The sequence below is a fragment of the Brenneria sp. hezel4-2-4 genome (genome assembly GCF_013155275.1).
In the GTDB taxonomy this organism is placed as follows: Bacteria; Pseudomonadota; Gammaproteobacteria; order Enterobacterales; family Enterobacteriaceae; genus Brenneria.
On the sequence record NZ_JABJXS010000002.1, the window covers coordinates 14,082 to 35,217 of the forward strand.

Annotated in this window: 19 protein-coding genes; 15 read left to right on the plus strand and 4 right to left on the minus strand. The window is 57.0% G+C overall.

The annotated features are described in order from the left end of the window. The first annotated feature begins 197 nt into the window (after window positions 1-197). The 3 genes from fadI to sixA all read left to right on the plus strand — a co-directional run bounded on the left by fadI (window position 198) and on the right by sixA (window position 4,721). Complete coding sequence (fadI, locus tag HOY33_RS04095) at window positions 198-1,511, plus strand: acetyl-CoA C-acyltransferase FadI (protein ID WP_172288884.1); 1,314 nt, start codon at window positions 198-200, stop codon at window positions 1,509-1,511. Beyond that, window positions 1,508-3,688, plus strand: coding sequence for a fatty acid oxidation complex subunit alpha FadJ (gene fadJ, locus HOY33_RS04100; protein WP_172288886.1), 2,181 nt, complete (start codon window positions 1,508-1,510; stop codon window positions 3,686-3,688). Before fadI ends, fadJ begins: the two co-directional genes overlap by 4 nt. Before the next feature lie 547 nt (window positions 3,689-4,235). Beyond that, a complete protein-coding gene (gene sixA, locus HOY33_RS04105) occupies window positions 4,236-4,721 on the plus strand; it encodes a phosphohistidine phosphatase SixA (RefSeq protein WP_172288888.1) in 486 nt (161 codons plus the stop codon). A 40-nt stretch (window positions 4,722-4,761) separates the two neighbouring features. On the opposite strand, the gene smrB is transcribed toward sixA, so the two are convergent. Further along, on the minus strand, window positions 4,762-5,304 hold the full coding sequence (gene smrB, locus HOY33_RS04110) for an endonuclease SmrB (RefSeq protein WP_172288890.1): 543 nt from the start codon (window positions 5,302-5,304) through the stop codon (window positions 4,762-4,764). A gap of 171 nt (window positions 5,305-5,475) precedes the next feature. On the opposite strand from smrB, the gene prmB reads away from it, so the two are divergent. From prmB to HOY33_RS04140, 6 genes are all read left to right on the plus strand, one after another. Beyond that, window positions 5,476-6,408: a 50S ribosomal protein L3 N(5)-glutamine methyltransferase gene (prmB, locus tag HOY33_RS04115; protein WP_172288892.1), complete on the plus strand. Its 933-nt coding sequence runs from the start codon at window positions 5,476-5,478 to the stop codon at window positions 6,406-6,408. A 108-nt stretch (window positions 6,409-6,516) separates the two neighbouring features. Continuing rightward, on the plus strand, window positions 6,517-7,602 hold the full coding sequence (aroC, locus tag HOY33_RS04120; RefSeq protein WP_172288894.1) for a chorismate synthase: 1,086 nt from the start codon (window positions 6,517-6,519) through the stop codon (window positions 7,600-7,602). A gap of 6 nt (window positions 7,603-7,608) precedes the next feature. Then, window positions 7,609-8,439, plus strand: coding sequence for a penicillin-insensitive murein endopeptidase (gene mepA / locus HOY33_RS04125; protein WP_172288896.1), 831 nt, complete (start codon window positions 7,609-7,611; stop codon window positions 8,437-8,439). 3 nt (window positions 8,440-8,442) lie between these two features. Next, window positions 8,443-9,243: a sulfite exporter TauE/SafE family protein gene (locus tag HOY33_RS04130; protein WP_172288898.1), complete on the plus strand. Its 801-nt coding sequence runs from the start codon at window positions 8,443-8,445 to the stop codon at window positions 9,241-9,243. A 17-nt stretch (window positions 9,244-9,260) separates the two neighbouring features. Continuing rightward, window positions 9,261-9,806 carry an elongation factor P hydroxylase gene (locus HOY33_RS04135; RefSeq protein ID WP_172289446.1) on the plus strand — a complete coding sequence of 182 codons (546 nt, stop codon included), beginning with the start codon at window positions 9,261-9,263 and terminating at the stop codon, window positions 9,804-9,806. Window positions 9,807-9,840: 34 nt separating this feature from the next. Further along, window positions 9,841-10,128: a YfcL family protein gene (locus HOY33_RS04140; protein ID WP_172288900.1), complete on the plus strand. Its 288-nt coding sequence runs from the start codon at window positions 9,841-9,843 to the stop codon at window positions 10,126-10,128. 69 nt (window positions 10,129-10,197) lie between these two features. On the opposite strand, the gene mnmC is transcribed toward HOY33_RS04140, so the two are convergent. Then, entirely contained in the window at window positions 10,198-12,228 is a 2,031-nt protein-coding gene (gene mnmC / locus HOY33_RS04145; RefSeq protein ID WP_172288902.1) for a bifunctional tRNA (5-methylaminomethyl-2-thiouridine)(34)-methyltransferase MnmD/FAD-dependent 5-carboxymethylaminomethyl-2-thiouridine(34) oxidoreductase MnmC, read from the minus strand. Between the two features lie 159 nt (window positions 12,229-12,387). On the opposite strand from mnmC, the gene fabB reads away from it, so the two are divergent. Further along, window positions 12,388-13,602, plus strand: a complete 1,215-nt coding sequence (gene fabB, locus HOY33_RS04150; RefSeq protein ID WP_172288904.1) for a beta-ketoacyl-ACP synthase I — start codon at window positions 12,388-12,390, stop codon at window positions 13,600-13,602. A 100-nt stretch (window positions 13,603-13,702) separates the two neighbouring features. Here fabB and flk read toward each other — a convergent pair whose 3' ends face one another. Continuing rightward, window positions 13,703-14,908 carry a flagella biosynthesis regulator Flk gene (gene flk, locus HOY33_RS04155; protein ID WP_172288906.1) on the minus strand — a complete coding sequence of 402 codons (1,206 nt, stop codon included), beginning with the start codon at window positions 14,906-14,908 and terminating at the stop codon, window positions 13,703-13,705. Between the two features lie 89 nt (window positions 14,909-14,997). Next, complete coding sequence (locus HOY33_RS04160; RefSeq protein WP_172288908.1) at window positions 14,998-15,900, minus strand: DMT family transporter; 903 nt, start codon at window positions 15,898-15,900, stop codon at window positions 14,998-15,000. 231 nt (window positions 15,901-16,131) lie between these two features. Between HOY33_RS04160 and pdxB the strand changes: the two genes are divergently transcribed. The 5 genes from pdxB (at window position 16,132) to accD (ending at window position 21,064) form a co-directional block, all read left to right on the plus strand. Next, window positions 16,132-17,268 (plus strand): 4-phosphoerythronate dehydrogenase PdxB, encoded by a 1,137-nt coding sequence (pdxB, locus tag HOY33_RS04165; protein ID WP_172288910.1) that lies wholly within the window; start codon window positions 16,132-16,134, stop codon window positions 17,266-17,268. 87 nt (window positions 17,269-17,355) lie between these two features. Beyond that, window positions 17,356-18,366 (plus strand): aspartate-semialdehyde dehydrogenase, encoded by a 1,011-nt coding sequence (locus tag HOY33_RS04170; protein ID WP_172288912.1) that lies wholly within the window; start codon window positions 17,356-17,358, stop codon window positions 18,364-18,366. Then, entirely contained in the window at window positions 18,366-19,193 is an 828-nt protein-coding gene (gene truA, locus HOY33_RS04175) for a tRNA pseudouridine(38-40) synthase TruA (RefSeq protein WP_172288914.1), read from the plus strand. Before HOY33_RS04170 ends, truA begins: the two co-directional genes overlap by 1 nt. A 67-nt stretch (window positions 19,194-19,260) precedes the next feature. Then, window positions 19,261-19,923 (plus strand): DedA family protein, encoded by a 663-nt coding sequence (locus HOY33_RS04180; RefSeq protein WP_172288916.1) that lies wholly within the window; start codon window positions 19,261-19,263, stop codon window positions 19,921-19,923. A 226-nt stretch (window positions 19,924-20,149) separates the two neighbouring features. Further along, complete coding sequence (gene accD, locus HOY33_RS04185) at window positions 20,150-21,064, plus strand: acetyl-CoA carboxylase, carboxyltransferase subunit beta (RefSeq protein WP_172288918.1); 915 nt, start codon at window positions 20,150-20,152, stop codon at window positions 21,062-21,064. Window positions 21,065-21,136 lie beyond the last annotated feature (72 nt).

A 21,136-nucleotide genomic window follows, 5' to 3' on the forward strand; every position in this document is an offset into this window, starting at 1 on the left:
CCGTACGGCCCCTGCTTTTATCCTGTCAGGCCGTTACGGCAATAACATTTATCTCCCCGAATTACACCCGCTTCTCTCACGTCGGCGTTCACACTTTTGTTCTTTGCTCGTTTGCGTAATGTAACTATCTGGTTAACAATGAGATCAGGTCTGACCTGTTGTGCGCAGGCTAATGTTCTCGGTTAACAGGAGCGTTTATGAGCGAGGTGTTACCACTGATAACCCGTCGTGGCGATCGCGTGGCGATTGTTAGCGGGCTGCGTACTCCGTTTGCCCGTCAGGCAACCGCCTATCACGGCGTGCCGGCCATGGAATTGGGAAAAATTGTGGTGAGTGAACTACTTATTCGCAGCGGGATCGACCCCGAACTGATCGAACTGTTGGTATTCGGTCAGGTGGTGCAAATGCCGGAAGCGCCCAATATCGCCAGAGAAATTGTGCTGGGAACGGGCATGAGCGTGCATACGGACGCTTACAGCGTATCCCGCGCTTGCGCCACCAGTTTTCAGGCGGTTGCCAACGTGGCGGAAAGCATCATGGCGGGAACCATTGCGGTGGGCATTGCGGGCGGCGCGGATTCCTCTTCCGTGCTGCCGATTGGCGTGAGCAAGCCGCTCGCCAGAGCGCTGGTCGATATGAGCAAAGCCCGAACGCTGGGTCAGCGGCTCAAGCTGTTGGCCCGGTTACGTCCCAAGGATCTGCTGCCGGTCGCTCCCCCGGTCGCTGAGTATTCCACCGGCCTGCGCATGGGCGACACGGCTGAACAAATGGCGAAAACGTACGGCATTAGCCGTGAAGAACAGGACGCGCTGGCGTATCGATCGCACCGTTTCGCCGCCCGCGCCTGGGAGGCGGGGAGCCTGCGTGATGAGGTGATGACCGCGTATGTCCCTCCTTACCGGCAGGCGCTCAGCGAAGATAATAATGTGCGTCGGGATTCCGCTCCGGAGCATTATGCCCGGTTGCGGCCGGCTTTCGATCGTAAGCACGGCAGCGTGACGGCGGCCAATAGCACGCCGCTGACTGACGGAGCGGCGGCTATTCTGATGATGAGCGAGTCCAAAGCCAAAAGTTTGGGCATCACGCCGCTGGGCTATCTGCGCAGCTACGCGTTCAGCGCGATTGGCGTCCAGGAAGATATGTTGCTCGGCCCGGCTTACGCCTCGCCTGTGGCGTTGGAAAGGGCGGGCATCACCCTTGCCGATCTGACGTTGATTGATATGCATGAAGCGTTTGCCGCTCAGACGCTAGCCAACCTGAAAATGTTCGCCAGTGAAGATTTCGCCCGAAATAAACTCGGGAGACATTCAGCGCTGGGTGAGGTGGATATGGAAAAATTCAATGTGCTTGGCGGCTCCATCGCATACGGACACCCGTTTGCCGCCACCGGCGCCCGGATGATTACCCAGACATTGAATGAACTGCGCCGACGCGGCGGCGGGCTAGGGTTAACCACCGCCTGCGCCGCAGGGGGACTGGGCGCGGCAATGGTACTGGAGGTGACGCTATGATCGATCGGCAATCCTTATTCGCATCGCCTGCGCAGACGTCGGCTTTTTCTCTGACTATCCGCCCGGACAACATTGGCATCATCACCATTGATGTGCCCGGAGAAAAGGTGAATACGCTGAAAAGCGAGTTTGCCGAACAGATCATGAAAGTCTTGGCACAGGCCCAGCAGCATGCGGCGCTCAGGGGCATCGTACTGCTTTCCGCCAAGCCGGGATCCTTTATCGCCGGGGCGGATATCGCCATGCTCAACCAGTGCGTCAGCGCCGAGCAGGCGGAGGCGCTGGCCAGGCAAGGGCAGGAGACTTTCGCCTCTATCGCCGCCTTGCCTTTTCCGGTGGTCGCAGCGATTCACGGCGCCTGTCTGGGCGGCGGGCTGGAGCTGGCGTTGGCGTGCGACTATCGGATTTGCTCACTGGAGGATAAAACCGTCCTGGGGCTACCGGAAGTCCAACTGGGTTTATTGCCCGGTTCCGGCGGCACGCAGCGGTTACCCCGGCTGATTGGGGTGGACAATGCGCTGGATATCATTCTCTCCGGGCGACACCTCCGCCCCCGTCAGGCGCTGAAACTGGGGTTGGTCGACGATGCGGTGCCGCACAGTATTTTGCTGGAAACGGCGGCGGCGATGATCAAACAGGGCAAACGCAAAGCATCGCCGCTGGGCTGGCGTTCCCGCCTGCTGGCAAGCCCGGGGATCAGACGCGTGTTGTTCAAGATCGTGAAGCGTAAAACGCGGGCCAAAACGCACGGGAATTACCCGGCGACGGAACGGATCATCCAGGTGATCCGCCGCGGGCTGGAGCAGGGCATTGATGAGGGGTATCGGCAGGAGGCCCGGGCGTTCGGCAAACTGGTGATGACGCCGGAGTCCGCGGCGTTGCGCAGCCTGTTTTTTGCCTCTACCACATTGAAAAAAGAGGCTGGCGCCTGTGCCGAGGCCAAACCGATCCGCCGGGTCGGCATTTTGGGCGGCGGATTAATGGGGGGCGGTATTGCCGGCGTGACCGCCGTGCGCGCGGGCTTACCGGTGCGAATTAAAGACATTAATGAGCAGGGGATTAACCATGCACTGAAATATAGCTGGCAGTTGCTGACGAAACGGGTCGAACGCCGGCGGATGACGCCGGCGCAGCGGCAGCGCCTGATGACCTTGATTTCCGGCAGCACCGACTACCGGGGATTCGAACATACCGACATCGTGATTGAAGCGGTATTTGAAGATCTGGCGTTGAAGCGGCAAATGGTGGCCGAGGTGGAACACCATGCCGCGCTGCATACCATCTTTGCATCGAATACCTCGTCATTGCCGATTCATCAGATTGCGGACGGCGCCGGCCGCCCGCAACAGGTGATCGGTCTGCACTATTTTAGTCCGGTGGATAAAATGCCGTTGGTTGAGGTGATCCCTCATGCGCATACCAGCGACGAAACCATTGCCACCACGGTGGCGCTGGCGAGAAAGCAGGGTAAAACGGCGATTGTGGTGGCCGATCGCGCGGGTTTTTACGTTAACCGCATATTGGCGCCCTACATTAACGAAGCCGCTTACTGTTTGCTGGAAGGCGAGCCAGTCGAGTCGATTGATTATGCTCTGGTGCGCTTTGGCTTTCCTGTCGGCCCGTTAACCCTGCTTGATGAAGTGGGCATTGATGTCGCCACCAAAATTGTACCGGTGCTCATTCAGCAACTTGGAGAACGTTTCAAATCGCCGCCCACCTTTGACGCCATTCTGAAGGATGGTCGTAAAGGACGTAAAAACGGCAAAGGATTTTATTGCTATAACGATAAACACCGCTTCTGGCGGTCGGCCAGAGAAGTGGACGGCACCATTTATCCGCTGCTGGATGTCACGCCGAAAGCCCATCTTGATCCGGCGTTGATCGGCCAGCGCTGCGTTATGATGATGCTGAATGAAGCGGCGCGCTGTCTGGATGAAAAGGTCATCCGCTGCGCCCGCGACGGGGATATCGGCGCGGTGTTCGGCATCGGTTTTCCCCCTTTTCTGGGCGGGCCGTTCCACTATATGGATCGTCTGGGGGTGGAAACCGTGGTGAAAACCTTACAGGTATTGCAGCAGCAGTACGGCGACAGGTTTGCGCCCTGTGAACGTTTGCTGAGCATGAATGAAAATCAGCAAACGTTTTACCCGGCGCTAAGCGATCCTGAGCAGCGGTGATCTTTTTTGATAGTAATAGTAAAGTAAATAAGGCCGGATGTATTTCGGCCTTATTTTTTTTGGGAAAAACCTTATATCAACATATATAATAATGGCAACGGAAATAAGTATTAGATTTACACCATGTTCGGGTATAAAGAATAGATATAATCCCCATAAGACAAAAATAAAAGATATTATTATACAAATAGTAAGCAGGTCTTTTACTAAGTATTTAACGCGTTTCTTTAAGTTCATTTTTTAATTATTCCATTAATTATCTTGATATCCGCTGTTTCACTGTTTGAATTTATCGGCACATAACCAGATAAATCCAGCGCTATTGTTTATTTTTCCAACGGTCGTCCGGGTGGTTATCAGGCGTTGCTGTTTTGCATAGGCGGCCTGGGATACGATCTCGATTTTAGCGGTTAAACTTACAGCGAAAACCTGCGATAATCGCTTTTCTTCATCAGCTGAAAATCGGGCGGGTTTGAAACATTTCCAACATTCAAGCTGCGAGATCAGCCTGTTAATTACAGTATTAACGTCAACATAGCGGTGTCATATGCAAGTTTTGATTATGCGTCATGGTGATGCAGTACCTGCTGCCGCCAGCGATGCGCAGCGCCCTTTGAGCGAGCGTGGTTATGATGAGTCGCGGAAAATGGCGCGTTGGCTGGATAGCCGGGCGGTTGATATCGACCGTATTCTGGTAAGCCCTTACCTACGCGCCCGGCAAACGCTGGAAGCGATTCGGGGGCTGTTGCCCATGCCGGAGAGCGACGAATGTTTGCCTGAGCTTACCCCCGGCGGAGATGCCGGATTGGTCAGCGGCTATCTGCAAACGCTAGCGGGAGAAGGGGTGAAAGCGGTGCTGGTTATCTCTCATCTGCCCTTGGTCGGTTATCTGGTCGCGGAATTATGCCCTGATGAAACCGCTCCGATGTTTGCGACATCGGCCATTGCCTGCGTGAGCGTCGATGCGCAGTCGGGCAACGGCGTAGTTGACTGGCAGATGAGTCCGGCTCAGTTGGCGCTGAAAGCTTCATAGCCGCCGTGCTTTTTATCAGGCAGCCTGCGCCAATGCGGTTTTACTCAAGCGAGGGCGCTTCCAGCGCCATAAGCACCAGCAACGCGGCATCGCCGCCGAACTCCTTGGGCGCCTGATGGAAAGCCAGCACATCGGGGTGCTGCGCCAGCCAGAGCGGCGTTTTCTGTTTCAGAATATGTTTGCCGTGGCCGTGCATCACACAGGCGCAGTAAACATGCTCCCTGCGGCAGGCGGCCAGCAACGCCCCCAATTCCTGCTTCGCCTGCAACTGCGTCAAACCGTGCAGATCGAGAAACAATTCAGGGGCGTAATCACCGCGCCGCAATTTCTTTAATTCATAATGGCTGGCCCCGGAACGCACGTAGCGCATCGGTCCTTCGCTTTCCAACTGCGGCTGAAATTCGTCCGAAAAGTAAAAGCTGGCGTCGATCTGTTCCTGCAAGGCTCGTCTTGGCGGCAATTCACTCAGCTTGCGACGAGCGGGCTTGTGGGTATAGGTATCCTGGCGCAGCTTCTTGGCGCCGGAAACGGATGCGCGAAAAAGCTGCAATTCGTCGTCACTCAGCGAATATTTATTATTCATCGGTCGTTCACCCTACATCAACATCCGTTCAGTTTACCCTGTCTCTCGCCGGTCGCTAAATAAAAGTCGGCGTAACCTTACGCTCTACGGGTTATATCTGCTGCTTTGTCACCGGCTTCATGGCAAAATAAGCGCCAATTTGTCATTCAGATATGTCTGCGGAGGACAACCTTGGACAAAATTTTCGTCGATGAGGCGGTCAGCGATCTCCATACCATTCAGGATATGTTGCGCTGGAGCGTCAGTCGGTTTAACGCAGCCAATATCTATTATGGTCACGGTACGGATAATCCGTGGGATGAGGCCGTACAGCTGGTGCTGCCCAGCCTGTTTTTACCGCTCGATATTCCGGAGGATATGTACGCGTCCCGTTTAACCTCCAGCGAGCGGCACCGCATTGTCGAACGGGTTATCCGTCGGGTAAACGAACGCATCCCGGTGGCCTATCTGACCAACAAAGCCTGGTTTTGCGGGCTTGAATTTTATGTCGATGAACGGGTGCTGGTGCCGCGTTCGCCGATCGGCGAATTAATCAGCGACTGCTTCGGCGATCTGTTGCCGAAAGCGCCTCGCCATATTCTGGACATGTGTACCGGCAGCGGCTGCATTGCGATTGCCTGCGCGCAGGCTTTTCCCGAAGCCGAAGTGGACGCGGTGGACATTTCCAATGACGTACTGGCGGTGACCGAGCAGAACATTCAGCAGCACGGCATGGAATATTGCGTGACGCCGATCCGTTCCGATCTGTTCCGCGATTTGCCGGCAATCCGCTATGACCTGATTGTGACCAATCCGCCTTACGTGGATGAAGAGGACATGTCTGATTTGCCGCAGGAGTTCCGTTTTGAACCCGAGCTGGGGCTGGCCGCCGGCAGCGACGGCCTGAAGCTGGTGCGCCGTATTCTGGCCTGTGCGCCCGACTACCTCAGCGATGACGGCGTGTTGATTTGCGAGGTGGGCAACAGCATGGTGCACCTGATTGCGCAATATCCCGATATTCCGTTCACCTGGCTGGAGTTTGACAACGGCGGGGATGGCGTATTTATGCTGACCAAAGATCAACTGATCGATTGTAAAACCCATTTCAGCATCTATCGCGACTAACCCTGATTGATGAGTATCGCTATCCATCCTCTTGCAAGCGTTCATGGGCCACGCGTTGAAAGATCATGGGCATAGCCAAAACTATTACGTATACGCTAAGGAGTTGTGATGGCAGGAAACAGTATTGGGCAGTTTTTCCGCGTCACCACATTTGGTGAGTCCCACGGTATCGCTCTGGGATGTGTGGTTGACGGGGTTCCGCCGGGGATCCCATTGACCGAAGCGGATCTGCAACACGATTTGGATCGCCGTCGGCCGGGGACGTCCCGCTACACGACGCAGCGCCGTGAACCCGATCGGGTGCGCATTCTGTCGGGCGTTTTTGAAGGGGTTACCACGGGAACCAGCATTGGTTTACTGATTGAAAACACCGATCAGCGTTCGCAGGATTACAGCGCGATCAAAGACGTTTTCCGTCCCGGTCACGCCGATTACACCTATGAACAAAAATATGGCCTGCGTGATTATCGCGGCGGCGGCCGTTCTTCCGCCCGTGAAACCGCAATGCGCGTCGCGGCCGGCGCGATAGCGAAAAAATATCTGCAACAGCAACACGGCGTGAAGATCCGTGGCTATCTGGCGCAGATCGGCGATGTGAGCTGTGAATTAAAAGACTGGGATTTGGTCGAGCAGAATCCTTTTTTCTGCCCGGACGCCGATAAGCTGGAAGCGCTGGACGAACTGATGCGGGCGCTGAAAAAAGAGGGCGATTCGATCGGCGCCAAAGTCAGCGTGGTGGCGGAGTCGGTGCCCGCCGGCCTGGGCGAGCCGGTGTTTGACCGTCTGGACGCCGATCTGGCGCACGCCTTAATGAGCATCAATGCGGTGAAAGGGGTCGAAATCGGCGACGGCTTCGCCGTGGTGACGAAACGCGGCAGTGAAAACCGCGATGAAATCACGCCGCAGGGTTTCCAGAGCAATCACGCCGGCGGCATTTTAGGCGGCATCAGCAGCGGACAGCATATTGTCGCTCATCTGGCGCTCAAACCGACCTCCAGCATTATGGTGCCGGGGCAGACCATCAACCGGCAGGGGGAAGCGACGGAAATGGTGACGCGCGGCCGGCACGATCCCTGCGTGGGGATCCGAGCGGTGCCGATTGCCGAAGCAATGATGGCGATTGTGTTAATGGATCACCTGCTGCGCCAGCGTGCGCAGTGTGGGGATGTGGTCAGTCAGGTTCCCCGCTGGTAATAAACGATGAAAAAAGGGTTAATGGGTTTTATCGCACTGGCATTCAGTGCGCCGCTATGGGCGAAAACCCCCTGGCAGGAAATGACGCACCCGGTGGCGGGAGCGCCTCAGGCCATCGGCAGTTTTGCCAATGGATGTATCATCGGCGCGCAACCTCTGCCGCTACAGTCGCCGGATTATCAGGTGATGCGCGTCGATCAACGCCGCTATTACGGACATCCCGATCTGCTGGCGTTTATTACACGGCTAAGCGCAACGGTTAAGCGGCGCACGGCGGCCAATATGCTTATTGGGGATTTGGGCATGCCGGTCGGCGGGCGCTTCAACAGCGGTCATGCCAGCCATCAGTCGGGTCTGGATGTGGATATCTGGCTGCAATTGCCGAAACAGCGCTGGAGTCAGCAGCAATTGCTTAATCCGCAACCCCTCGATCTGGTGGCGGCCAACGGCCGCAGGGTTAACCCGCGCGTCTGGCAGCCCGAAGTAACGACGCTGGTGAAGCTGGCGGCGCAAGATAGCGGCGTGACCCGCATTTTCGTTAATCCAGCGATAAAAAAACAGCTGTGCGCCGATGCAGGTCAGGATCGTGACTGGTTGCATAAGGTTCGTCCCTGGTTTGGACATCGCGCGCACATGCATGTTCGCCTGCGGTGCCCCGCCGATAGTCTGGAGTGTCAGGATCAGCCAGCGCCGCCCGCCGGCGACGGCTGCGGCGCCGAGCTAACCAGTTGGTTCCAGCCAAAACAACCGGGCGGCGAGCCGCCGGTGAAAACATCGCCTCCTCCTTTACCTCCGTCTTGTCAGGCTTTGGTCGACAGACATTTTGCAGTGGAATAAATCATGGATTGGTTTGTCGTCGGGCCTGAAGTTCTGGGCATTTTATTCTTCGTCGCGATATTGGCGGGGTTTATCGACTCCATCGCCGGGGGCGGCGGTTTATTGTGCGTACCGGCGCTGATGGCCGTCGGGCTATCGCCCGCGCAGGCTTTGGCAACCAATAAGCTTCAGGCGGTCGGCGGTTCGTTTTCCGCCAGCCTGTACTTTATCCGCCGCCGCGCCGTCGATTTAAGCGAGCAGAAGCTGGCTATCGCCTTGACCTTTGTCGGATCGACGTTCGGCGCCTGGCTTATTCAGCAGATCCATGCTGACTTTCTGCGGCAGCTATTACCGTTGCTGATCATTGGCATCGGCCTCTATTTTCTACTGTCGCCCAAGATCGGCGACGACGACCGGCAGCGCCGTCTGTCCGCCGTGCCGTTCGCGATTGTCGCCGGTTGCGGCATTGGATTTTATGACGGTTTCTTCGGGCCGGGCGCCGGGTCGTTTTATGCGCTGGCATTTGTCACGCTGAGCGGTTTTAATCTGGCGAAGGCCACGGCGCATGCCAAAATCCTCAACTTCACCTCGAATTTCGGCGGGCTGCTGTTCTTTATGCTCGGCGGTAAAGTGGTGTGGGGCCTGGGAGCTGTAATGTTGCTGGGGCAGTTTATCGGCGCCCGTATCGGCGCCAGAATGGTGCTGAACAAAGGGCAGAAACTGATCCGCCCTATGCTGGTGATCGTTTCCGCGGTGATGAGCGGCAAACTGATTTATGACAGTCATGGCGCCGAGATCGCGCATTGGCTGGGGCGGTTTTTCTGATGATGGTAAATAACGAGATGGATTCCCATCACTATCAGCAACTGATTGATATTTTTGATGGCTGCTTTAGCGGCGAATACAACACGCGCTTAATTAAAGGCGACGACGAGCCAATCTATCTGCCCGCGGACGAGCAGGTGTCTTATCACCGGATTATCTTCGCTCACGGCTTTTATGCCAGCGCGCTGCATGAGATTTCTCACTGGTGCATCGCGGGCGCGCAGCGGCGTTTACAGGTTGACTTCGGCTACTGGTATTGCCCGGACGGGCGTGATGCTACGACGCAGTCTCAGTTTGAGTCCGTTGAGATCAAACCGCAGGCGCTCGACTGGCTGTTTTGCGTGGCGGCGGGTTTTCCCTTTAACGTGAGCTGCGACAACCTGAATGGCGACAGCGAGCCGGATCGCATCGATTTCCAACGCCGGGTTCATGCGCAGGTGAGGGTGTATTTGCAGCAGGGGATCCCGCCGCGGCCGGCGCGCTTTATTAATGCGTTACAATCGTTTTACAATACGCCGCCGCTGACGGCAGCGAGCTTTCCGTACCCGGCCGATCTCTGCTGACTATTAAGCGAGACAGATTAACTGAGGATAATAAATGATCGCAGAATTTGAGACGCGTATTCTGGCGCTGATTGATGACATGGTGGAACATGCCAGCGACGATGAACTTTTTGCCGGCGGCTATCTGCGCGGTCATTTGACGGTATCGGTGGCTGAAGCGGAGGAAAACGGCGAACATACGCCGGAAGCGCTGTATGCGCGCGTCAGCGACAGTATTGATAAGGCCATCAAAAACGGTGAGCTTTCCCCGCCGGATCAGATTCTGGTAAACCGCATGTGGGAGCGTTTATTCCAGCAGGCGCAGAACCCGCAAACCCATTAATTCTTTTCGATTAATCCATTTCAATATGGTGCCGGTGTTTCCGGCACCATGCTTTTTTAACGCCCGTTCTTATCCCTGAGACGATACCGGCCGGCCTTTCAGCAGTTTCCTGATCCAGAAACGATTCGGGTTCAGCGCCGCCAGCGTTTCGCTATCCAACGGCAATGGCTCGCCGTAAATTTGCGCGGCCAGAATCTCGGCCGCCAACGGCGCCGAACACAGCCCCCGGGAACCCAGCGCGCCGATAAGGAACAGATTCGGGTAGACCGGCGCGGAGGGAAGATGTTCCGCGTGATGGTGGTGTTGCAATAAATCCTGATAGCTCTCAAGCGTTTGTTGATAATCCGCTACCGCGCCGACCAGCGGCAAATGGTCGCGCAGCGCACAGCGCACGCCCTGACGCGCCTGGCGGTCGCGCACATCGATTTGCTGCGCCCATTCCGCCTGCGGCAGACAGTTCAGCAGACGCCGGCGATTTTCCTGTTGTTCTTCTTCCCGGTAGTCGGTGGCGGCATCGCCGCGCTGGTAGCTGGCGCCGATGCAGTGTTCCTGATGCCGCGGGCTGACCGGCGTCAGATAACCGTCGTAGCAAAGCACCTGTTTCAGCCGCTGCAACGCCGGTGTCGTCGGGATATGGCTTACCTGACCGCGCACCGTATAGCATGGAAGATGTTGAGTCTGAGTCCAGTCCGACAGTTGATGACCATTCGCCAGGATGAGCGCGGCATGTTCCGCCTGTCGATGGTTATTCAGCGTCAAGCGCCAGCCGGCGCGGGTTTGCTCAAGCGAGGAAACTGCCGTGTTCATATGGACGATCAATCCTTGCCGGCGGGCCAGTTCCAGCGCGGAGGCGGTTAGCTCCGCCGGGCAAAGCCAGCCGCCATCGGGGTAGGTAATGCCGCCGACACCCAGCATCAGACCGTTCACGTCTTCAAGCTGCTCCTCCGTCACGGCGAAAACCAGTTCCGGCGGCCATTCACCTTGTAAAATGTGTTCGATTTTACCGGCGCTTTTCTGGTCATAGGCCAATTGGCTAACGCCGCACCACTGATGTTCAAAACCGACGCCCTGCGCCGCCAGTTCGGCATAGTGGCGACGCGCAAAAGTGAACGCGGCGGCAAAGAAACGCGAAAGCGCATCATGCTTATTATTCAGTAAAGGATACAGCGCGCCTTGCCGGTTGCCCGACGCGCCCTGCGCCGGTTGTGGATCGGCACAGTACAGCGTGACTGACGCGCCGCGTCTTTGCAGCGCCAGCGCGGTTAAAACACCGGCAATGCCGCCGCCGATAATCGCTATATCGTGGGTTGCGGTGGCCGGAGGTCGGGCATACCAGGGCGCGACCGAGGGGGCGGAAAGGCATGCGGGCAGATAGCCGCTCAACATTTCGCGTTTCTGCCCAAATCCCTTGACCTTGCTGACGGTAAACCCCGCCTGCTGTAATCCCCGGCGCACGAACCCGGCGGCGGTAAAGGTGGCGAAAGTTCCGTCCTGCCGGCACAGTCTGGCCATGGATCGAAACAGATTCTCCGTCCACATATCCGGATTTTTCGCCGGCGCGAAGCCGTCGAGAAACCAGGCGTCGACCTGATGATTCAGCGACTCATCCAGGGTCGGCAGCAGCGTATTGACATCGCCGAACCACAGATCGAGCGTGACGCGGCCCTGAGCCAGAAGTAAACGATGGCAGCCGGCTAACGGCATCGGCCACTGCCGGCGTAATTCTTGCGCATATTTTTCCAGTTCAGGCCATTGGGCGTGAGCGGCGGCCAGATCGCGCCGGCGCAGCGGAAACCTCTCGAAGCTGATGAAGTGCAGGCGGCGCAACGGCGCTTGCGGCGACCGGGCGCGGAAATCATCAAAGGCCTGCCACAGCGTCAGAAAATTGAGCCCGGTGCCGAAACCGGTTTCCGCCACCACGCAGTTTTCACGCGTATGGGGGGTAAAGCGTGCGGGAAACTGATTGCCGGTTAAAAACACATAACGGGTTTCCAACAGCCCATCCTGATTGGAAAAATAGACGTCATCAAACTGTTGCGATACAGGTGTACCCTGTTCGTTCCAGCTCAACGACGCATGCTGGATGGGAAGGCTATTCACGGCAAATGACTCATTATTCAAGCGGTGGGGCGATTTTAACGAGCTGAATGCCCTGGCGCAAATTTAGCAAAAGTTCGGCTGATCGGACTTGTTCAGCTTACAAGTGTACGCTAAAGTGCGAGGCGAAATCCCAAACTTTATAAGTGGAAGAGGTATTGAATGAAACGTGCAGTGATTACTGGTCTGGGGATCGTATCAAGCATAGGTAATAACCAGCAGGAAGTTCTGGCGTCATTGCGGGAAGGCCGCTCGGGTATTACTTTCTCTCAAGAGCTGAAAGATTCCGGCATGCGTAGTCACGTCTGGGGTAACGTTAAACTGGACACCACCGGCCTCATCGATCGTAAAATTGTGCGCTTTATGAGTGATGCATCGATTTATGCCTATCTGTCCATGGAACAGGCGATTAAAGATTCCGGGCTGAGCGACGATCAGGTGTCCAACGATCGTACCGGCCTGATCGTGGGGTCTGGCGGCGGTTCTCCGCGCAACCAGGTTGCCGGCACCGACGGTATGCGGGCGAAAGGCCTGCGCGGCGTGGGTCCGTATATGGTCACCAAATCCATGGCTTCCGGTGTTTCCGCCTGTCTGGCGACGCCGTTCAAAATCCGCGGCGTTAACTACTCCATCAGTTCCGCCTGCGCCACCTCCGCTCACTGTATCGGTAACGCGGTAGAGATGATCCAACTGGGTAAACAGGACGTGGTATTTGCCGGCGGCGGCGAAGAGCTGTGCTGGGAAATGGCCTGCGAGTTCGATGCCATGGGCGCGCTGTCTACCAAATATAACGACACGCCGGAAAAAGCGTCCCGTACTTATGATGCCGACCGCGATGGTTTCGTTATCGCCGGCGGCGGCGGCATCGTGGTGGTGGAAGAGCTGGAGCATGCGCTGGCGCGTGGCGCGCATATCTACGGTGAAATCATCGGCTACGGCGCGACGTCCGACGGCGCGGATATGGTTGCCCCGTCAGGCGAAGGGGCGATGCGTTGCATGAAGATGGCGTTGCAGGGCGTAGATGCGCCTATCGACTACATCAATACGCACGGCACGTCCACGCCGGTCGGTGATGTGAAAGAGCTGGGAGCGATCCGTGAAGTGTTCGGCGATAACATTCCGGCCATTTCCGCCACCAAAGCCATGACCGGTCACTCACTGGGCGCGGCGGGCGTTCAGGAAGCGATTTATACGCTGCTGATGCTGGAACACGGCTTTATCGCGCCGAGCATCAACGTTGAAACGCTGGATGAACATGGCGTTGGCATGAACATCATCACCGAACCGACGGAGCGTAAGCTGACCACCGTGATGTCGAATGGTTTCGGCTTCGGCGGCACCAACGCCACGCTGGTGATGAGCAAATTCGAGAAGTAATCGCCCGCGTTGCTACACGATCATGGCGGGTATGATAACCCCGCTATGATCGCCTTTCTTTACCCCGCCTCTCTTGATGCGCAACAGCGCTGAATGCTGCTCAGAACAATACCCAAAGCAGGAATACCGCGACGCAGACGCTGGCAATGATCACAAACATCGGCTTATGGAACAGAGACTGCCAGCTAAGCGGTAACGAGGCAATCAGCGGGTTGAGCAACGGTTGCGGGAATACGCTCGCCGCCGCCCAGTCGGTTTCCTGTGCGCGTTGTATGCGTTGGGTAAACAAGAAAGCGAGCGCATCGCTAAGCTGCATCGGCGTGAGCGGCGTCTGGAATCCGGCGTTAAACCGGTTCTGGGCATAATCCAGCAGCATTTGCTGTTCCTGCGCATTCAGCGGCTGCTGTAATGCCGCCTGCAACGTTGCAAGATTCGGGGCGGCGGGCACGCTAGTCTGGGCGTTGGCAAATGACGTCAAGGGGGACGCCGCGTTGGCGTTATTGGCCGCCGATACCGTCTGACCGGGCGCGATATTGGCGTCTGGAGCGCTTTGCTGCTGCGCCGCCGGTTGAGATGAGGTCGGCAACGCTGTCTGCGCCTGTTGCAGCACCAGTTGTGTTTGCAGGAACTGAGTCAGTAACGGCAGCGATCTGACGGGAATGGCATCCCCGCCGTTGAGATTCTGCATCGTCATCAACGTGGTCCAGATTTTTGCCGGCTGCTCCCCGCTCTGGGCCGCCAGACGAGTGACCAGTTGATTCAGGCTACGTTGTTCGGCAGGCAGCAGTGGGCGATCGGGCGAACTGACGGCCGCCTGGGACGTGGATTGAGCGCTTTGCCCTTGCAGTAGCGTGACCACCTGTTGCAGTTGTGTGTTGCTCAGTGAGCTTAATGTGGCGTGACCGAATTGCTGGCGGATAAAGTCACTGACCGCCTGACGGTTGTTCCCCTGCGGCAGCAGGTCGCCGAGCTGTTGCATAAGCTGCTGGCGGGCGCCATTATCCTGACCTTGCGCCTGCGTTAAGCGCGTTTGCAGTATCTGCTCCGCCGGCTGGTAATGGCGCGACATCAGTTCGGCGTTTTCGCCGAGTCCCAGTCCCTGTTTGACGCCCGACCAGACTTCCGTCGCTTTTGCGGTGCTGAGCGCCACGATTTTCACGATCAGGTTTTCAAGCGTTGCGCGTTGCGCCGGCGTCAGCGGCAGATCGCCGTCGCCGCCAGCCGCGTTGGTCGTCGGCGACGTGGTCGCGGGAGCGACCGATCGCTCACCCGGCAGTGGGGCACCTGGGCCGCTTACAGGTTGCATACCGTTTTCCTCACCGCTGGCTGAAAGAGAAAAGAATCATAGCAAGCTCTTTCTGGGTTCGATAGCCCTATAACCGCCACGAACAGGGGCTAATCACGGCGATGCGGTTTGATTAAGGGGAATCGCCATCGTTGCGCCAACACCACGCCCAGCAAGGTAATTCCGCCGCCGATCAGGTGATAACCGTGCAGCGGCTCATGCAGGAACACAATCGCGATGACGGCGGTAAACACCGGCGTCAGGTTCATAAATATGGACGCGGTGCCGGCCCCCAGTCGCAACAGGCCCTGGATCCACAGGAAAGGGGCGATAATCGACGCCATGATGCCGGCAAAGGCCACTAAGGGGATATTCTGGCTGGTGAGCCGCACGTCGTCCGTCAACAAAAAATTAGGCAGCAGCAGTACCACGCCAAAGGTGATTTGCACGTACAGCGACAGCCAGTTGGGCAGTGGGATACTCCAGCGTTTGGTTAAGACGCCATACAGCGCATAGGCGCTGGCGGCGCAAAACATCATTATTTCGCCGGCGCCGATACCCTGCGACAGAATCTGTTCCGGGTGGCCCGCGCTGATAAGCCAGACAATGCCGCCGAAGGAAAGCAATCCGCCGGCCAGCATGCCGACCGTGGGCGCGATGCGCAGCAGCGGAATGCTGATTAACACGGTTAATAGCGGAACCAGCGATCCCATGATCCCCATCATGACTGCGCTGATGGTGTGCGCCGCGTAGTAAGCCAGACTCTGATACAGCACCATGCCCAGCAATCCGAGCGTCAGCAGTTTCCAGCTATATTGACGAATCACCGCCAGATGTTGTCGCATACCCGGCAACATAAACGGCGTCATCACCACCCAAGCCAGCAGCCAGCGATAAAAAGAAATGGCTGCCGGGTCGATCACGGCGGAGGAGAGTTTATTGACGATGACATTCACCGACCAAATCAGTACGGCGATAATGGGAAACAGAGAATTCAAAGCGGTGACTCTCATCCATAATGCAAGAAAGGCGCTAGTTTACCGCTGTCGCTGCCATTAGCCATAGCCAACGCCGGATATCTGGCGGACGGATTGCCGCCGATCATCGGCAGTACGTCGCTGCGACATCGCCGCCGCCGGTCATCAAGGCCGTATCGGCCGGCCGATAGCATTGGGCTTCCTGATCATTCAGTGGCAAAATAACCCCCCTCTTTTTTGCAGGGCAACAGGCTACCGGGGAAGACAATGAAGATTGTGGTTGATGAAAATATGCCGTACGCGCGCGAGTTGTTTAGCCGTCTGGGCGAGGTTCAGGCCGTGCCGGGGCGTCCGCTGCCGCTTGACGCGCTGAAGGATGCCGACGCATTGATGGTGCGTTCGGTGACCAAGGTGAATGCCGAACTGCTGGCCGGCGCCGCGGTGAAGTTTGTCGGCAGCGCCACGGCCGGCACCGACCATGTGGATCAGCGCTGGCTTGAGGCTAACGGCATTGGCTTTTCAGCCGCGCCGGGCTGCAATGCGATCGCGGTTGTCGAATACGTCTTTTCTTCCCTGTTGCTGCTCGCCGAACGCGATGGATTCCAACTGGGTAATAAAACCGTGGGCATCGTCGGCGTCGGTAATGTGGGCGGCCGCCTGAACGAACGCCTGAAGGCCTGGGGGGTAAAAACCTTGTTGTGCGACCCGCCCCGAAAAGATCGCGGGGACGAGGGCGATTTCCTGCCGCTGGACGCGCTGGTGCGCGAGGCGGATATCCTGACGCTGCATACGCCGTTATACCTTGACGGCCCGTACCGGACTCATCATCTGGTCGATGAGGCGGTGCTGAACGCCTTCGCCGACGGACGTATTCTGATTAACGCCTGTCGCGGCCCGGTGGTGGATAATACCGCGCTGCTCAACGCGCTGAAACAGGGGAAAAACCTCAGCGTCATTCTTGACGTATGGGAGCCTGAACCGGCGTTGTCCACCGAACTGTTGGCGTTGGTGGACGTGGGAACGGCGCATATCGCCGGCTATACGCTGGAAGGCAAAGCCCGCGGCACCACGCAGGTTTTTGAAGCCTTGAGCCGGTTTATCGGCGATCCGCAGCCGGTGGCGCTGTCTTCTTTGCTGCCGGAGCCGGAATTTGCTGAAGTGACCTTAACGTCGCCGCTCAATGAAGCGTTATTAAAGCGTCTGGTTCATCTGGTGTATGATGTGCGCCGGGATGATGCTCTATTGCGCCATTGCGCGCATCAGCAGGGCGGATTTGATCGCCTGCGCAAACATTATCAGGAACGACGCGAGTGGGCGTCGCTCCGTGTTATCTGTACCGACGGCGCCAGCGCGGAATGTCTGCGTAAGCTGGGCTTTAATGCCACGGCGATGGCCGATCGTTAATCACTCTGTAGCCTGATTTGTTGTTAAAAACCCGGCGGTATCTATCGCCCGGGAATGTTTCATTCATAAGTTTGGGGAGAAAACCACATGTCCGACGGCTGGAATATTGCTCTGCTGGGCGCTACGGGCGCAGTAGGCGCGGCGTTACTGGAATTATTGCAGGAGCGCGAATTTCCGGTGGGTGAATTGTATCCCCTGGCCAGCGAACGCAGCGTGGGGGAAATCATCCGCTTTAACGGTAAGTCCTGTCCGGTGGAAGATGCGGCGGATTTTGACTGGTCGCAGGCCCAACTGGCGTTTTTCGTCGCCGGTCAGGAAGCCAGCGAGCGTTATGCGGAAGAGGCGGGTAATGCCGGGTGTCTGGTCATCGACAGCAGCGGTTTGTTTGCGCTGGAACCGGACGTGCCGTTGGTGGTGCCGGGGGTGAACGCCCATGCGCTGGCCGATTATCGCAACCGTAATATCGTGGCGGTCGCGGATAGCCTGACCAGCCAACTGCTGACGGCGATCAAACCGCTGACGGAAGCCGCCGGTTTATCCCGTCTGCACGTCACCACTATGCTGTCGGTTTCCGCCCATGGCAAAGCGGCGGTGGATGATTTGGCCGGGCAAAGCGCCCGCTTGCTGAACGGCATTCCGCCTGAGGCGGGATTATTCCCCAAACAACTGGCGTTCAACCTGTTGCCGCTGTTGCCCGATGGCGAGGGCAGCGTGCGTGAAGAGCGTCGTCTGGTGGATCAGGTGCGTAAAGTCTTACAGGATGAGGGATTGCCGATTTCCGTTACCTGCATCCAGTCGCCGGTTTTCTACGGCCATGCCCAGGTGGTTCACCTTGAGGCGCTGCGTCCGCTCTCCGCCGAGGAAGCGCGGGATGAACTGTTGCAGGCCGGCGACATTCAGGTCAGCGAAGAGCAGGATTACCCAACGCAGGTTGGCGACGCCTCCGGCAATGTGCTGCTGAGCATTGGCTGTTTGCGTAATGATTACGGTATTCCCGAACTGTTGCAGTTCTGGTCGGTGGCGGATAACGTCCGTTTCGGCGGCGCGCTGATGGCGGTGGAAACCGCAGAGCGTCTGGTACGGGAGTATCTGGGGTAATGTCTGAGCCGATACTGGCGGCGGAACCGGCTCCGCTGAAAATTGCGCTGGGGATTGAGTATGACGGCAGCCGCTATTATGGCTGGCAGCGCCAGGCCGAAGTCGGCAGCGTACAGGGATGTCTCGAACAGGCGCTGAGCAAAGTCGCCAATGAGCCGATAAGCGTATTTTGCGCCGGGCGCACCGATGCCGGCGTGCACGCGACCGGGCAAGTGGTGCATTTTCTGACGCAGGCGGCGCGCAAGGACGCGGCCTGGACGATGGGGGTGAACGCCAATTTACCGCCGGACATCGCCGTGCGCTGGGTCAAAACGGTTGACGATGATTTTCACGCCCGTTTCAGCGCCACGGCGCGCCGTTATCGTTATGTCATCTATAATCATCGCTATCGTCCGGCGGTGCTGGCCAGAGGCGTCACCCATTGTTATCTGCCGCTCGATGCCGAACGGATGGCGCGCGCGGGACAATGTCTGCTGGGGGAGAACGATTTTACCTCGTTTCGCGCCGTGCAATGCCAGTCCCGCACCCCCTGGCGCTATGTAAATCATTTAAAGGTTACGCGTCATGGCGCCTATATCGTGGTAGATATTAAGGCCAATGCGTTTGTACATCATATGGTTCGCAATATCGTCGGCAGCCTGATGGAAGTGGGCTGCGGCAATCAGCCGGAAGGATGGATTGCCGAACTGCTGGCGGCGAAAGATCGTTCATTGGCCGCCGCCACTGCCCGGGCCGAGGGGTTGTATCTGGTCGCCGTGGACTATCCCGCGCGTTTTGCTCTGCCGCGGCCGGCGATGGGACCTTTGTTCTTGAACGATGAGAACTAAGTGGCGGTGTTTTGTCCGGCTAAACTGATGACGCTGGCGGCGGCGACATCGAGAAAGAGAAATTTTTATGGAATTTATACGGTTTATTATTGATTTTATTCTGCATATTGACGTGCATCTGGCGGAACTGGTGGCGCAATATGGTGTCTGGATTTATGCCATTTTATTTTTGATTTTGTTCTGTGAAACCGGGCTGGTGGTGACGCCGTTTTTGCCGGGCGATTCTTTGCTGTTTGTCGCCGGCGCGCTGGCGGCCCTGCCATCCAACGCGCTGGATGTTCATCTGATGGTTTTCTTGATGATTGCGGCGGCGATCCTCGGCGACGCGGTGAATTACACCATTGGCCGGCTGTTCGGGGAAAAGCTGTTCAGTAATCCGGACTCAAAAATTTTCCGGCGCAGCTATCTGGATAAAACGCATCAGTTTTATGCCCGTCACGGTGGTAAAACAATAATTCTGGCGCGCTTTGTCCCTATTGTGAGAACATTTGCGCCGTTTGTTGCGGGAATGGGACATATGAGTTACCGGCATTTTGCCGCTTACAATGTGATCGGCGCGTTGTTATGGGTGGTGTCTTTCACCTATGCGGGTTATCTGTTCGGCGATTTGCCGGTGGTGCAGGAAAACCTGAAATTACTGATTGTCGGGATTATCTTTGTCTCTATTCTGCCGGGCATCATTGAAATTGCCCGACACCGCAGAGCCGCCGCGCGCGGCGATGTAAAATAAGCGAAACGTATTTTAACATCCGGTTTGACCAGTTTTTTATCCACAGTACCGGATCGTTATGGTTTAATGGGCAGCATTTATGGTCTGTTCCTGGGAATAATCCCTGGCGCCAACGCTTTGGCGGCGCGATCGACGCGCGCCTCAGGTGTTTTTTAATCGGCGATGCCGTCGGGGAACACATGAACAGCGGACTGGCGTGTGCCAGGTTCAAGCAGAAAGGTTATCAATGAGCTGGATTGAACGAATTCTTAACAAAAGCAATATTACGCCAACCCGTAAAGCGAACATTCCTGAAGGGGTGTGGACGAAATGCGATAGCTGCGGTCAGGTGCTTTATCGCGCGGAGCTGGAACGTAATCTGGAAGTTTGCCCCAAGTGCGATCATCACATGCGTCTTTCCGCGCGAGCGCGCCTGCAAGCTTTCCTGGATAAAGAAGGGACAGTGGAGCTGGGTAGCGAACTGGAGCCGAAGGATATCCTAAAATTCCGCGACTCTAAAAAATATAAAGATCGTCTGGCCGCCGCGCAAAAGCAGTCTGACGAGAAAGACGCTCTGGTGGTGATGAAAGGAACGTTATACGGTATGCCCGTGGTGGCCGCGTCGTTTGAGTTCGCTTTCATGGGCGGTTCGATGGCCTCTGTGGTCGGCGCGCGTTTCGTTCGTGCCGTCGAGCAGGCGCTGGAAGAGGGTTGCCCGCTGGTGTGTTTCTCCGCCAGCGGCGGCGCCCGGATGCAGGAAGCGCTGATGTCGCTGATGCAGATGGCGAAAACCAGTGCGGCGTTGGCAAAAATGCGCGACCGCGGTTTGCCCTACATTTCCGTGCTGACCGACCCGACGATGGGCGGCGTGTCCGCCAGTCTGGCGATGCTGGGCGATCTGAATATCGCCGAACCCAAAGCGCTGATCGGCTTTGCCGGCCCGCGGGTAATTGAGCAAACGGTGCGTGAAAAACTGCCGCCGGGCTTCCAGCGCAGTGAATTCCTGATTGAGAAGGGCGCTATCGACATGATCGTGCGCCGCCCGGAGATGCGCTATAAACTGGCGACGATTCTTGCCAAGTTGACCAATCATCCGGAACCGAGCAACGATGTGGCGGAACTTCATCACGACGCCGCCGCTGAATCGCAGGATGAAGCGTAGTTGAACTAATGAACAGGAAGCATTAATACCGCGCCGAGCGGAATTTATGCTTCCTGTATAAAATGAACCGTA